The organism is Serratia sp. LACPHL-BACT-2024-00286 (assembly GCF_043109535.1).
Classification (GTDB): Bacteria; Pseudomonadota; Gammaproteobacteria; order Enterobacterales; family Enterobacteriaceae; genus Serratia; species Serratia sarumanii.
The window spans coordinates 1-12,211 of sequence record NZ_JBICNA010000015.1 but is presented as its reverse complement, the minus strand read 5'-3'; the positions used below and the strand labels follow the sequence as shown (position 1 = coordinate 12,211).

Here is a 12,211-nt window from a genome sequence, read left to right as displayed (position 1 = left end):
GTCAGCCTCCGGCGATCGCTTGAAACAGCAAAATGTCGTCACCGTCCTGCACCTGATGGTCGGCCCAGTCGGCGCGCGGGATGATGGTTTGGTTGATCGCCAGCGCGGTGCCCGGCTGGTGGCGTTCCAGCTGGGTCAGCAGGGCGGCGACGCTGAGCGGCTGCGCCAGCTCCAGCGGTTGGTCGTTCAGACGGATCTTCATGCCGCGCCTCCGCATACCGGGCAGGCGCGGGCCTGGCTCAGTTGCAGCGTGCTCCAGCTCTGCTGCTTGCCGTCGAACAGCCGCAGCTTGCCGTTGAGGGAGGAAGGCATACCGGCCAGCATCTTGATGGCTTCCAGCGCTTGCAGAGTGCCGATCACGCCCACCACCGGGCCGAGCACCCCGGCGGTGCGGCAGTTGCGCTGCGGCTCTTCCTGCTCCGGGTACAGGCAGGCGTAGCAGCCGTGCGCATAGGGCGGCTCGAGCACCAGCAGCTGGCCGCTGAAGCCGACCGCGCTGCCGCTGATCAGCGGCTTGGCGGCGGCGATGCAGGCGGCATTGACCTCATGACGGGTCGCCATATTGTCGCAGCAGTCCAGCACCAGATCGGCGCGGGCGACCGCGTCGCGCAGCGCTTGCCCCTGCAGCCGCTGCGCCAGCGGGATGGATTCCACCAACGGGTTCAGCGCCTGCAGGTGGCGTTGCGCCAGCGCCGCCTTGCCGGTGGCGGTATCGGCGCTGCGGTAGAGGATTTGCCGCTGCAGGTTGGTGACATGCAGCTGGTCGTCGTCGGCCAGCAGCAGCGTGCCGACGCCGGCGGCGGCCAGATACAGCGAAGCCGGGGAACCGAGCCCGCCCAAACCGACGATCAGCACCGTGGCGCGCTTGAGTTTCTCCTGGCCTTCCGGGCCGACGTCCTCCAGCAGCAGCTGGCGGCTGTAGCGCAGGAATTCCTGATCGTTAAGCATCGTTCGGATCCTCGCCTTCGATCAGCCGCAATAGCTCGGCCGTCGCCGCGCGCCAGTCCGGCGCTTGGGTGATGGCGCTGACCACCGCCACGCTGCCGACGCCGCACGCCAGCACTGCCGGTACGCGATCGATGCTGATCCCGCCGATCGCCACCGTCGGGTAATCCGCCAGGCCGGCGATGTGGCGTTTCAACTCCGCCAGCCCCTGCGGCGCCGAAGGCATGTCTTTGGTTTGGGTGGGGAAGATGTGCCCCAGCGCGATGTAGGAAGGTTTCACCGCCAGCGCGCGCGCCAGCTCCGCGTCGTCATGGGTGGACACGCCCAGCCGCAGCCCGGCGCGGTGAATGGCCGCCAGATCGGTAGTATCGAGATCCTCCTGGCCCAGATGCACGCCGTAAGCGCCGTGCTTGATCGCCAGCCGCCAGTAGTCGTTGATGAACAGCCGCGCCTGATAACGCTGGCCCAGCGCGATGGCGGCGGCGATATCCGCTTCGACCTGCTCGTCAGGCAGATCCTTGATGCGCAGCTGGATGGTGGTGACGCCGGCCTCCAGCAGGCGAGCGATCCATTCCACGCTGTCGACGACCGGGTAAAGCCCCAGTTTGTGGGGCGTAGCCGGGAAGGGGGTCGTGATATCAGTCATTGCTTGTCTCCTCTTGCAGGGTGCCGGCGCTGTGATACAGCTCGCTGCCGCGGGCGCGGAACTCGGCGGACATTTTCTCCATGCCGGTCAGCTGCACTTCGATCGGCTTGGCGGCCTCCTGGGCGGCGGCGTAGTCGCGCACCTCCTGCGAAATTTTCATCGAGCAGAATTTCGGCCCGCACATCGAGCAGAAGTGGGCGACCTTGCCGGACTCCTGCGGCAGGGTTTCGTCGTGATAGGCGCGGGCGGTGGCCGGATCGAGCGCCAGATTGAACTGATCTTCCCAGCGGAATTCGAAACGCGCCTTGGACATGGCGTTATCGCGGATCTGCGCACCCGGATGGCCTTTGGCCAGATCGGCGGCGTGAGCGGCGATCTTGTAGGTGATCAGGCCCTGCTTGACGTCCTCTTTGTTCGGCAGGCCGAGGTGTTCTTTCGGCGTGACGTAACACAACATGGCGCAGCCGAACCAGCCGATCATTGCCGCGCCGATGCCGGAGGTGAAATGGTCATAGCCCGGGGCGATATCGGTGGTCAGCGGGCCGAGGGTGTAGAACGGCGCTTCGTGGCAGTGTTCCAGCTCTTCGGTCATGTTGCGGCGGATCATCTGCATCGGCACGTGGCCCGGGCCTTCGATCATCACCTGCACGTCGTATTCCCAAGCGATTTTGGTCAGCTCGCCCAGCGTATGCAGCTCGGCGAACTGGGCTTCGTCGTTGGCGTCCTGAATCGAGCCGGGGCGCAGGCCGTCGCCGAGCGACAGCGAAACGTCGTAGGCGGCGCAGATCTCACAGATTTCACGGAAATGCTGATAGAGGAAGTTTTCCTGATGGTGCGACAGACACCATTTGGCCATGATCGAGCCGCCGCGCGACACGATGCCGGTCAGGCGTTTGGCGGTCATCGGCACGTAGCGCAGCAGCACGCCGGCGTGGATGGTGAAGTAGTCGACCCCTTGCTCCGCCTGTTCCAGCAGCGTATCGCGGAACATCTCCCAGGTGAGGTTTTCCGCCACGCCGTTGACCTTCTCCAGCGCCTGGTAGATCGGCACGGTGCCGATGGGCACCGGGCTGTTGCGCAGGATCCACTCGCGGGTTTCGTGAATATAGCGGCCGGTAGAGAGATCCATCACGGTGTCCGCGCCCCAGCGGGTGGACCACACCAGCTTCTCCACCTCTTCTTCGATCGACGACGTGACCGCCGAGTTGCCGATATTGGCGTTCACCTTCACCAGGAAATTGCGGCCGATGATCATCGGCTCCGCCTCCGGGTGATTGATGTTGGCGGGAATGATGGCGCGGCCGGCGGCCACTTCCTGGCGCACGAACTCCGGCGTGATGTTGTCCGGCAGATTGGCGCCCCAGCTTTGACCCGGGTGCTGGTGGCGCAGCACCTCGCCGCGAATGCGCTCGCGCCCCATGTTTTCACGGATGGCGATGAACTCCATCTCCGGGGTGACGATACCGGCGCGGGCATAGTGCAGCTGGGTCACGCACTTGCCCGGCAGCGCCTTGCGCGGCAGCGGCAGATGTTCGAAGCGCAGGTGATCAAGCCCCTCGTCCGCCAGCCGCTGTTGGGTGAAGCCGGAACTGGCGCCGCTGAGGGTGGCGCTATCGCCGCGCGCGTCGATCCAGCCGGTGCGCAGTTTGGCCAGGCCGGCGTGCACGTCGAGCTTGGCCTGCGGATCGCCGTAGGGGCCGGCGGTATCATACACCGGGATCGCCTCGTTGGGTTCATACTGCGGGTTGTCTTTGCTGCCGCCGAGCAGGGTCGGGCTGAGCTGAATTTCGCGCATCGGCACCTGGATATCGCTGCGCGAGCCTTGCAGATAGATGCGGCGTGAGTTCGGGAAAGCCATGCCTTGCAGGGTGTCGATAAACTGCTGGGCGGCTTCGCGTTGCGCTTTACGGGCGCGCGGTGGATTAACGTTAGACATAGCAAGTTCCTACCAGTGTGTTGGGTTGGGAAAGTTGCTTGTCTGGAGCTCGGAGGGAGTAATGATGGTGGCCGATAAGGCAGGGCGCCCGCAAGGGGAAGGCCGTGCCTGTGGCGATAGATTACTCTTGTTCCCTTCGCGGGTATTAACCCGATCAGGTTCCGCGGATCCCGAATTAACGGTCTCAGCCTGGCTGATTCGATGAACAAATCAGGCGCTAGGCACTCCGACAAGATGCCCCCCAGTATAGGAGGGATAAGAAAAAAAACTATAAAATTTTAACGCGCCGGATCCGGCTGCGGTTGCTGCGCGGCTTCCGCCTCCAGCAGGATCAGCTTATCTTCCAGCGCAAAGCGCGCCGCCAGCGTTTCGCCGATATCCGACAAGGCCTGGTGGAATTCCAGACAAACCTCCTGATCGATATCCACTTCGGTATAGCGATCGTGGAACGCCATGATCTGTTCGGTATTGGCCCACAGCTTGGGGTAGATGTTCACCGCCAGCGACATTTTCGGACTGGCTGCGCCTTCCACTTGTTTGATAATTCTGTCATAGATATGAAAATGCCCTGCGGAGAGGTAATCCACCAGGTTGTGGCAAAAGTTCTCCAGCGCTTTTTCATTCAGCGGCGTATGCTTTTCTTTATTCGGTTTGAGGCCTACCAGCGTGCAGTAGGCGACCAGCAACTGCTTGCGGGCCTGAAGCCATTGATCAACTAATTCATTACTACCGCCAACGCGCTGAGTCAGCCTTTCCAAACGGTTGAGCATGTTTGACTCCGTGTAAGTAATAAAAGTAACCGGTAAGTTATTAAAATGTAACAAAGCCGATTCGTAGAGTGCCAGTGAAGCTGAGGTTGTGCAACAACGATATGGAACTTGCATTAACGGGCAATGAAAACGGCTGGTGGATCGTCAGCCATGAAAGCAAACTTTGGTTACCGAACGGTGAATTGCCGTCGGGGACGGCCGCCGCCCTCGGGCTGCAGGGCCGTATGGCGCGCACCATCGGTGAGTGGGCGGGTGCGCCGGTTTGGCTGGTGCGCCAGGCGATGCCGCGGGAGATGGGCTCGGTGCGTCAGCTGTTGGATCTGGATCGCGGTCTGTTTCAGCTTGCCGGGCGCGGCGTGCAGCTGGCGGATTTCTACCGTTCACATCGCTATTGCGGCTACTGCGGCCATGAGATGCACCTCAGCCGCAGCGAGAGCGCCTGCCTGTGTGGCCACTGCAAAGAGCGCTACTATCCGCAGATTGCACCCTGCGTGATCGTCGCTATTCGGCGCGAGGATCAGATCCTGCTGGCGCAACACGTGCGCCATCGCGGCGGTATCCACACGGTGCTGGCCGGCTTCGTCGAAGTGGGCGAAACGCTGGAGCAGGCGGTAGCACGCGAAGTGATGGAAGAGAGCAATATCGAAATCAAGAACCTGCGCTACGTCACTTCACAACCCTGGCCGTTCCCGCACTCGCTGATGATGGCCTTTATGGCCGATTACCATCAGGGGGAAATTCGTCACGATCCCAAGGAGCTGCTCAACGCCGGCTGGTATCGCTACGACCAGCTGCCGCTGTTGCCGCCGCCCGGTACCGTGGCGCGCCGGTTGATTGAGGACACCGTGGCGCTGTGCCGGGCAGAATAATGTACAATGGCCGGCAGATTATTAAGGGAGCCCCATAAATGACTGAGTTGAAGAACGATCGCTACCTGCGCGCGCTGTTGCGCCAGCCGGTGGATGTGACCCCCGTATGGATGATGCGCCAGGCCGGTCGTTATTTACCGGAGTACAAGGCGACCCGCGCCCAGGCCGGTGATTTCATGTCGCTGTGCAAGAACGCGGAGCTGGCCTGCGAGGTCACGCTGCAGCCGCTGCGCCGCTATGCGCTGGACGCCGCCATCCTGTTCTCCGACATTCTCACCATTCCCGACGCCATGGGGCTCGGCCTGTACTTTGAAGCCGGCGAAGGCCCGCGTTTCAGCTCCCCCATAACCTGCCGCGCCGACGTCGACAAGCTGCCGGTGTTCGATCCGGAAGTGGAGTTGGGCTATGTGATGAACGCGGTGCGCACCATTCGCCGCGAGCTGAAGGGCGAAGTGCCGCTGATCGGCTTCTCCGGCAGCCCGTGGACGCTGGCGACTTATATGGTCGAAGGCGGCAGCAGCAAAGCCTTCACCAAGCTGAAGAAGATGATGTATGCCGAACCGGCCACGCTGCACCTGTTGCTGGACAAGCTGGCGGACAGCGTGATCCTGTACCTCAATGCCCAGATCAAGGCCGGCGCGCAGTCGGTGATGGTGTTCGACACCTGGGGCGGCGTGCTGACCGGGCGCGACTACCGCGAGTTCTCTTTGCACTACATGCACAAGATCGTCGACGGGCTGCTGCGTGAAAACGACGGCCGCCGCGTGCCGGTGACGCTGTTCACCAAAGGCGGCGGGCAGTGGCTGGAGGCGATGGCCGCCACCGGCTGCGATGCGCTGGGGCTGGATTGGACCACCGACATCGCCGACGCGCGTCGGCGCGTCGGCGACAAAGTGGCGCTGCAGGGCAATATGGATCCGTCGATGCTGTATGCCTCTCCGGCGCGCATCGCGGAAGAAGTGGAGACCATTCTGGCCGGTTTCGGCCACGGCAACGGCCATGTGTTCAACCTGGGCCACGGCATCCATCAGGATGTGCCGCCGGAGCACGCCGGCGCCTTCGTCGAGGCGGTGCACGCGCACTCGGCGAAATACCACCGTTAAGGATTCGATGTGACCGATATGGCGGCCCTGCGCGCCGAACAGCTGCGGCGCGCGGCTGAAGTCATTCGCTACGACGATCTGCCGGCCGAACCGCCGGCCTTCATCGCCGGCGCCGACGTGGGCTTCGAGCAAGAAGGGGCGGTGACGCGCGCCGCCATCGCCATCCTGCGCTATCCGTCGCTGGAACTGGTGGAGTATCAGGTGGCGCGCATCGCCACCGTCATGCCCTACATCCCGGGCTTCCTGTCGTTTCGCGAATACCCGGCGCTGTTGGCCGCCTGGGGGCAGCTGCAGCAGAAACCGGGGCTGATCTTCGTCGATGGGCATGGCATTTCGCATCCGCGGCGTCTCGGCGTCGCCAGCCATTTCGGCCTGCTGGTCGATGTACCGACCATCGGCGTGGCCAAGAAGCGCCTGTGCGGCAAATTCGCGCCGCTGGACGCCGCCGTCGGCGCGCTGGCGCCGCTGGAAGATAAGGGTGAACCGCTGGGCTGGGTGTGGCGCAGCAAGGCGCGTTGCAACCCGCTGTTCATCTCTACCGGGCATCGCGTGGGCGCCGACAGTGCGCTGGCGTGGGTGCAACGCTGCATGGCGGGCTACCGTTTACCGGAGCCGACCCGTTGGGCCGACGCCATCGCATCGCGCCGTCCGGCGTTTCAGCGTTGGTTGCAGCAGCATCCGGAGGTGTCGCCATGAGCGATTTCGGGTACACTGCGCCGCAGATAACGCGTAAGAGAGTAAAGCATGCTACGTAACCCGATTCATTTACGTCTGGAACGGCTCGAGGCCTGGCAACATTTGACCTTTATGGCCAGTTTGTGCGAGCGTATGTACCCGAATTACCAGATGTTCTGCAAACAGACCGAGTTCGGCGATCCGGCGGTTTATCGCCGCATTCTGGATTTGGTGTGGGAAACGCTGGTGGTGAAGGACGCCAAGGTCAACTTCGACAGCCAGCTCGAGAAGTTGGAAGAGGCGATTCCGTCGGCGGAAGATTACGATCTTTACGGCGTTTACCCGGCAATTGATGCCTGTATCGCATTAGGGGAACTGATCCATTCGCGGCTCGGCGGGGAGACGCTGGAGCACGCCATTGCCATCAGCGAAACATCGATTCGCACCGTGGCGATGTTGGAAATGACCCAAGCCGGTAAGGAAATGACCGACGAAGAGTTGGAAAGTTTGCCTGCGGTAGAGGAAGAATGGGACATTCAATGGGAAATTTTCCGCCTGTTGGACGCCTGTGAAGAGCGCGATATAGACCTGATCAAGGGGCTGCGATCCGACCTGCGAGAGGCCGGTGTCAGCAACATCGGGATAAATTTAGCGCAATAAGGCAACAAAACGTGATTTAACGCCTGATTTGTCATGCCTTAAGGCTTCACATCCGCACCCTGTCTGGTCTACATTTGGGGGGCGTAAAAAAAGTGGCTATCGGTGCGTGTATGCAGGAGAGTGCTGTCAATCGGCATATCCGTCGCACTCGATGCTTTGCAAACGATAAACACACTGTAAGGATAACTTATGAACAAGACTCAACTGATTGATGTAATCGCGGACAAGGCTGACCTTTCCAAAGCACAAGCTAAACTGGCTCTGGAATCCACCCTGGCTGCTATTACTGAGTCTCTGAAAGAAGGTGATGCAGTACAATTGGTTGGCTTCGGTACTTTCAAAGTAAACCATCGTAGCGAGCGCACTGGCCGCAACCCACAGACTGGCAAAGAAATCAAAATCGCAGCAGCCAACGTGCCTGCGTTCGTTTCTGGCAAAGCACTGAAAGACGCTGTTAAATAAGACCGCGCCTCGGTGAAAAGAATAAACAGGGGGGCGATGGCGCCCCTTTTGTTTGCTCGTCGGGCGCTCATGGCCGTTGGCATCGCCGTCGGCCTGAGCGCCTGCAGTTTCCATTCCGATATCCCCAGCTTTACCGCCAGCGGCTTCGTGGCCGATCAGGGTGTGATACGCCTGTGGCGTAAAGACGATGAGCAACATCGTCCGCAGGTGTTGGTCAGCGTCTACAGCCCTTACCGTGGTCCGGGTACCATCACCACGCTGTACACCTATCAGGGCGACGTGCTGCGCCAAATCAAACGCAACGACGCCGACGGCGATCGAGATTCCATTCAACTGCGCTTTGCCGACGACGGCACGGTGAGCTTTATGCAGCGCCAGTTGGCGACACGCCGCGAACCGTTGACCAGCGATGAAATCGCTCTGTACCAATATCAGGCGCGGCGGATCCTTGAAGTGAGCAATGCGCTGCGCGCCGGCAAGGTGAAATTGCTGCAGGGGCGCTGGATGCAGGGCGAGGTGCAAACCTGCGACGGCCAACGCATGAAACCGGGGCTGGATGCCGCCTCCATCGTTTGGATCGAGAAACGCGCCCGCAGCAGTAGCCGGCCGGTGAGCGTCGCCTGGCTGGAAGCGCCCGAAGGCAGCGAACTGCTGCTGGTGGCGAACGACGACTTCTGCAGCTGGGAACCGAAAGAAGACCAGCTGTAAAAAAGGCCCCGCGCTGCGGAGCCTCCCATCATGACCTTAGACGGCCAAATCACTTGCCGCGCGCAATCGCGCGATAACCGATATCTTTGCGGCAGAAGCTGCCCGGCCACTGAATGCCTTCCGCCAGCTGGTAGGCGCGTTGCTGCGCCTGCGCCACGGTGTCGCCCAGCGCCGTTACGCACAGCACGCGGCCGCCGCTGGTGACGACGTCATCGCCCTGCAGGCGTGTACCGGCGTGGAAGACCTTGCCGTCGGCGCTTTCCTGCTGCGGCAACCCCTGGATCACTTCGCCGTTGCGATAGTCACCCGGATAACCGCCGGCCGCCAGCACCACGCCGAGCGCAGGGCGTTCGTCCCAGTCGGAGCTTTTCTCGTTCAGGCGGCCTTCGGCACCCGCCAGGCACAGTTCCACCAGATCGGAGCGCAGGCGCAGCATGATCGGCTGGGTTTCGGGATCGCCAAAACGACAGTTGAATTCGATCACCTTCGGCTGGCCATCGGCGGCGATCATCAGGCCGGCGTACAGGAAGCCGACGTAGGTGTTGCCTTCCGCCGCCATGCCGCGCACCGTCGGCCAGATCACCTGATCCATGGCGCGCCGGTGGATTTCGTCGGTCACGACCGGCGCCGGGGAGTAAGCCCCCATGCCGCCGGTGTTCGGGCCGGTGTCGCCGTCGCCGACGCGCTTGTGGTCCTGGCTGGTGGCCATCGGCACCACGTTCTCGCCGTCGACCATCACGATGAAGCTGGCTTCTTCGCCGTCGAGGAACTCTTCCACCACGATGCGATGACCGGCGTCGCCGAAGGCATTGCCGGCCAGCATGTCTCGCACCGCCTCTTCCGCTTCCTGCAGCGTCATCGCGACGATCACGCCTTTACCGGCCGCCAGGCCATCGGCCTTGATGACGATCGGTGCACCTTTGCGGCGCACATAGGCCAGCGCCGGCTCCACCTCGGTAAAGTTTTCATATTCGGCGGTCGGGATACGGTGGCGCGCCAGGAAATCCTTGGTGAAGGCTTTGGAGCCTTCGAGCTGCGCGGCGGCCTGCGACGGGCCGAAGATTTTCAAACCGGCGGCCTGGAAGGCATCGACCACGCCGATCACCAGCGGCGCTTCCGGCCCGACGATGGTCAGACCGATGTCATGGCTCTGGGCGAAAGCGACCAGGGCAGGGATGTCGGTGGCGGCGATCGCCACGTTTTCCAGATTGGCTTCCAGCGCGGTGCCGGCATTGCCCGGCGCAACGTAGACTTTATCCGCCAGCGGAGACTGGGCGGCTTTCCAGGCCAGCGCGTGCTCGCGCCCGCCGTTGCCGATAATCAAAATGTTCATCAGGGGCTCCACGAATGGCGTGCGCCGGAGCGCACGCGGCAAAAGGAATTAATGGCGGAAGTGACGCATGTCGGTAAAGATCATGGCGATGCCGTGTTCGTTGGCGGCGGCGATCACTTCGTCGTCGCGGATAGAGCCGCCCGGCTGGATCACGCAGGTGATGCCGACCGCCGCCGCGGCATCGATGCCGTCGCGGAACGGGAAGAAGGCGTCGGAGGCCATGGCGGACCCTTTCACTTCCAGCCCTTCATCGCCCGCTTTGATGCCGGCGATCTTGGCGGAGTAAACGCGGCTCATCTGGCCGGCGCCTATGCCGATGGTCATGTTGTCACGTGCATAGACGATGGCGTTGGATTTCACGAACTTGGCCACTTTCCAGCAGAACAGCGCGTCGCGCAGTTCCTGTTCGGTCGGCTGACGCTCGGATACCACACGCAGATCGGCGGCGGTTACCATGCCCAGATCGCGATCCTGCACCAGCAGGCCGCCGTTGACGCGCTTGAAGTCCAGCCCCGCCACGCGTTGCTGCCACTGGCCGCAGGCCAGCACGCGCACGTTCTGCTTGGCGGCCAGCAGGGAGCGCGCTTCCTGGGTGACGTTTGGCGCGATGATCACTTCCACGAACTGGCGGCTGATGATCGCCTGCGCGGTGGCGGCATCCAGCTCGCGGTTAAAGGCGATGATGCCGCCAAAGGCGGAGGTCGGGTCGGTTTGGTAAGCGCGCTCGTAGGCGGCCAGGATGTCGTCGCCGATCGCCACGCCGCAAGGGTTGGCGTGTTTGACGATCACGCAGGCCGGCTCGGCGAACTCTTTCACGCATTCCAGCGCGGCGTCGGTATCGGCGATGTTGTTATAAGACAGCGCCTTGCCCTGCAGCTGCTCGGCGGTCGCGACGGACGCTTCCTTTACCTCTTCTTCTATATAGAAGGCGGCCTGCTGGTGGCTGTTCTCACCGTAGCGCATATCCTGCTTCTTGATGTAGTTGAGGTTCAGGGTGCGCGGGAAGCGGCCGGACGGCTGCTCGGTCTCGCCGTGGTACGCCGGCACCAGCGCGCCGAAGTAGTTGGCGATCATGCTGTCGTAGGCGGCGGTGTGCTCGAAGGCCTTGATGGCGAGATCGAAGCGGGTGGCATAGCGCAGCGAGCCGTCGTTGTTGTCCATCTCGGTAATGATGGCGGCGTAGTCGCTGCTCTTCACCACGATGGCGACGTCTTTATGGTTCTTGGCGGCGGAGCGCACCATGGTCGGGCCGCCGATATCGATATTCTCGACCGCGTCTTCCAGCGAGCAATCCGGGCGCGCCACGGTTTGGGCGAACGGGTACAGATTGACGACCACCATGTCGATAGGCTGGATGTCATGCTGAGTCATGACGGCGTCGTCCTGCCCGCGGCGGCCGAGAATACCGCCGTGAACTTTCGGGTGCAGGGTCTTTACTCGTCCGTCCATCATCTCCGGGAAGCCGGTGTAGTCGGAAACTTCGGTAACGGGCAGACCGGCGTCTGCCAGCAGGCGAGCGGTGCCGCCGGTGGAGAGCAGTTCAACGCCGCGCTGGGAAAGCGCTTCGGCGAATTCAACGATACCGGCTTTGTCAGACACGCTGAGCAGGGCCCGGCGGATTGGACGAGGTTGTTGCATGGTTTTATCCCTTGGCTTTGAGTCGCAATTAAAGAGCGTTACGTGAATGTCCACCTCGTTCTCTCTATAAGGAAAGGTTTTTGCCTTATAAAGGGAGGGGCAGGCGCATATTCAGGTAACGCCCCCATAAAAAGGGGGATCGTTTCGTCGCGGGGAATTGTAGCGAAAACGTTTGCGTGGCGCTCGTAAATTTTCCGTGCAAATCGCATCTGTGGATAACACTGTGTGCAAGTGGGTATAAGGCGGGGTTTTGCTGTGGAATGCAGCGAACGATCGCTTTTGCGGAAAATACCTGTTGCGGCCTGCGAGGAACTCCCTATAATGCGCCTCCATCGACACGGAACATGTGAACAACTTCACAGAGTATCCGGGGGTCGCAGAGAAAAAATCCTGAAAATTAGGGTTGACTCTGAAAGAGGAAAGCGTAATATACGCCACCTCGAGTTAGCAAGCGAAAGCGCCTAAC

General features: G+C 61.8%; 13 protein-coding genes and 1 riboswitch. Of the genes, 6 read left to right on the top strand and 7 right to left on the bottom strand.

Annotated features, from left to right (window positions below; all coding sequences use genetic code 11):
- Nucleotide 1 precedes the first annotated feature (1 nt).
- From thiS to ACF8MC_RS25180, 5 genes are all read right to left on the bottom strand, one after another.
- A complete protein-coding gene (gene thiS / locus ACF8MC_RS25200) occupies nucleotides 2-202 on the bottom strand; it encodes a sulfur carrier protein ThiS (protein WP_016929423.1) in 201 nt (66 codons plus the stop codon).
- Nucleotides 199-948 (bottom strand): HesA/MoeB/ThiF family protein, encoded by a 750-nt coding sequence (locus ACF8MC_RS25195; RefSeq protein ID WP_041037142.1) that lies wholly within the window; start codon nucleotides 946-948, stop codon nucleotides 199-201. The genes thiS and ACF8MC_RS25195 overlap by 4 nt, the downstream gene beginning before the upstream one ends.
- Nucleotides 941-1,591 (bottom strand): thiamine phosphate synthase, encoded by a 651-nt coding sequence (gene thiE, locus ACF8MC_RS25190; protein ID WP_033655322.1) that lies wholly within the window; start codon nucleotides 1,589-1,591, stop codon nucleotides 941-943. Before thiE ends, ACF8MC_RS25195 begins: the two co-directional genes overlap by 8 nt.
- Nucleotides 1,584-3,527 carry a phosphomethylpyrimidine synthase ThiC gene (gene thiC, locus ACF8MC_RS25185; RefSeq protein ID WP_164105774.1) on the bottom strand — a complete coding sequence of 648 codons (1,944 nt, stop codon included), beginning with the start codon at nucleotides 3,525-3,527 and terminating at the stop codon, nucleotides 1,584-1,586. Before thiC ends, thiE begins: the two co-directional genes overlap by 8 nt.
- Before the next feature lie 114 nt (nucleotides 3,528-3,641).
- Nucleotides 3,642-3,766, bottom strand: a riboswitch (TPP riboswitch).
- 39 nt (nucleotides 3,767-3,805) lie between these two features.
- Nucleotides 3,806-4,297 (bottom strand): Rsd/AlgQ family anti-sigma factor, encoded by a 492-nt coding sequence (locus ACF8MC_RS25180; RefSeq protein ID WP_033636734.1) that lies wholly within the window; start codon nucleotides 4,295-4,297, stop codon nucleotides 3,806-3,808.
- Between the two features lie 101 nt (nucleotides 4,298-4,398).
- Here ACF8MC_RS25180 and nudC point away from each other — a divergent pair, with 101 nt between their 5' ends.
- The 6 genes from nudC (at nucleotide 4,399) to ACF8MC_RS25150 (ending at nucleotide 8,774) form a co-directional block, all read left to right on the top strand.
- Nucleotides 4,399-5,166: an NAD(+) diphosphatase gene (nudC, locus tag ACF8MC_RS25175; RefSeq protein WP_049212545.1), complete on the top strand. Its 768-nt coding sequence runs from the start codon at nucleotides 4,399-4,401 to the stop codon at nucleotides 5,164-5,166.
- A 38-nt stretch (nucleotides 5,167-5,204) separates the two neighbouring features.
- On the top strand, nucleotides 5,205-6,269 hold the full coding sequence (gene hemE / locus ACF8MC_RS25170) for a uroporphyrinogen decarboxylase (RefSeq protein WP_041037138.1): 1,065 nt from the start codon (nucleotides 5,205-5,207) through the stop codon (nucleotides 6,267-6,269).
- Nucleotides 6,270-6,278: 9 nt separating this feature from the next.
- Entirely contained in the window at nucleotides 6,279-6,965 is a 687-nt protein-coding gene (nfi, locus tag ACF8MC_RS25165; protein ID WP_033655325.1) for a deoxyribonuclease V, read from the top strand.
- A gap of 48 nt (nucleotides 6,966-7,013) precedes the next feature.
- Nucleotides 7,014-7,604 carry a YjaG family protein gene (locus ACF8MC_RS25160; protein ID WP_025160203.1) on the top strand — a complete coding sequence of 197 codons (591 nt, stop codon included), beginning with the start codon at nucleotides 7,014-7,016 and terminating at the stop codon, nucleotides 7,602-7,604.
- Nucleotides 7,605-7,793: 189 nt separating this feature from the next.
- Nucleotides 7,794-8,066 carry a nucleoid-associated protein HU-alpha gene (gene hupA, locus ACF8MC_RS25155; RefSeq protein WP_004929874.1) on the top strand — a complete coding sequence of 91 codons (273 nt, stop codon included), beginning with the start codon at nucleotides 7,794-7,796 and terminating at the stop codon, nucleotides 8,064-8,066.
- Nucleotides 8,067-8,102: 36 nt separating this feature from the next.
- Entirely contained in the window at nucleotides 8,103-8,774 is a 672-nt protein-coding gene (locus ACF8MC_RS25150; RefSeq protein ID WP_079656126.1) for a DUF1481 domain-containing protein, read from the top strand.
- 49 nt (nucleotides 8,775-8,823) lie between these two features.
- On the opposite strand, the gene purD is transcribed toward ACF8MC_RS25150, so the two are convergent.
- Nucleotides 8,824-10,107, bottom strand: coding sequence for a phosphoribosylamine--glycine ligase (purD, locus tag ACF8MC_RS25145; protein ID WP_033636738.1), 1,284 nt, complete (start codon nucleotides 10,105-10,107; stop codon nucleotides 8,824-8,826).
- Nucleotides 10,108-10,155: 48 nt separating this feature from the next.
- The gene (purH, locus tag ACF8MC_RS25140) at nucleotides 10,156-11,745 is read right to left on the bottom strand and encodes a bifunctional phosphoribosylaminoimidazolecarboxamide formyltransferase/IMP cyclohydrolase (protein ID WP_049234649.1); all 1,590 of its coding nucleotides are present in this window, start codon (nucleotides 11,743-11,745) and stop codon (nucleotides 10,156-10,158) included.
- Nucleotides 11,746-12,211: the final 466 nt, after the last annotated feature.

What these genes read in the sequence shown, in the direction of transcription:
- thiS (WP_016929423.1), bottom strand. Translation starts at nt 202, where the DNA reads ATGAAGATCCGTCTGAACGACCAACCGCTGGAGCTGGCGCAGCCGCTC.
- ACF8MC_RS25195 (WP_041037142.1), bottom strand. Translation starts at nt 948, where the DNA reads ATGCTTAACGATCAGGAATTCCTGCGCTACAGCCGCCAGCTGCTGCTG.
- thiE (WP_033655322.1), bottom strand. Translation starts at nt 1,591, where the DNA reads ATGACTGATATCACGACCCCCTTCCCGGCTACGCCCCACAAACTGGGG.
- thiC (WP_164105774.1), bottom strand. Translation starts at nt 3,527, where the DNA reads ATGTCTAACGTTAATCCACCGCGCGCCCGTAAAGCGCAACGCGAAGCC.
- ACF8MC_RS25180 (WP_033636734.1), bottom strand. Translation starts at nt 4,297, where the DNA reads ATGCTCAACCGTTTGGAAAGGCTGACTCAGCGCGTTGGCGGTAGTAAT.
- nudC (WP_049212545.1), top strand. Translation starts at nt 4,399, where the DNA reads ATGGAACTTGCATTAACGGGCAATGAAAACGGCTGGTGGATCGTCAGC.
- hemE (WP_041037138.1), top strand. Translation starts at nt 5,205, where the DNA reads ATGACTGAGTTGAAGAACGATCGCTACCTGCGCGCGCTGTTGCGCCAG.
- ACF8MC_RS25160 (WP_025160203.1), top strand. Translation starts at nt 7,014, where the DNA reads ATGCTACGTAACCCGATTCATTTACGTCTGGAACGGCTCGAGGCCTGG.
- hupA (WP_004929874.1), top strand. Translation starts at nt 7,794, where the DNA reads ATGAACAAGACTCAACTGATTGATGTAATCGCGGACAAGGCTGACCTT.
- ACF8MC_RS25150 (WP_079656126.1), top strand. Translation starts at nt 8,103, where the DNA reads ATGGCGCCCCTTTTGTTTGCTCGTCGGGCGCTCATGGCCGTTGGCATC.
- purD (WP_033636738.1), bottom strand. Translation starts at nt 10,107, where the DNA reads ATGAACATTTTGATTATCGGCAACGGCGGGCGCGAGCACGCGCTGGCC.
- purH (WP_049234649.1), bottom strand. Translation starts at nt 11,745, where the DNA reads ATGCAACAACCTCGTCCAATCCGCCGGGCCCTGCTCAGCGTGTCTGAC.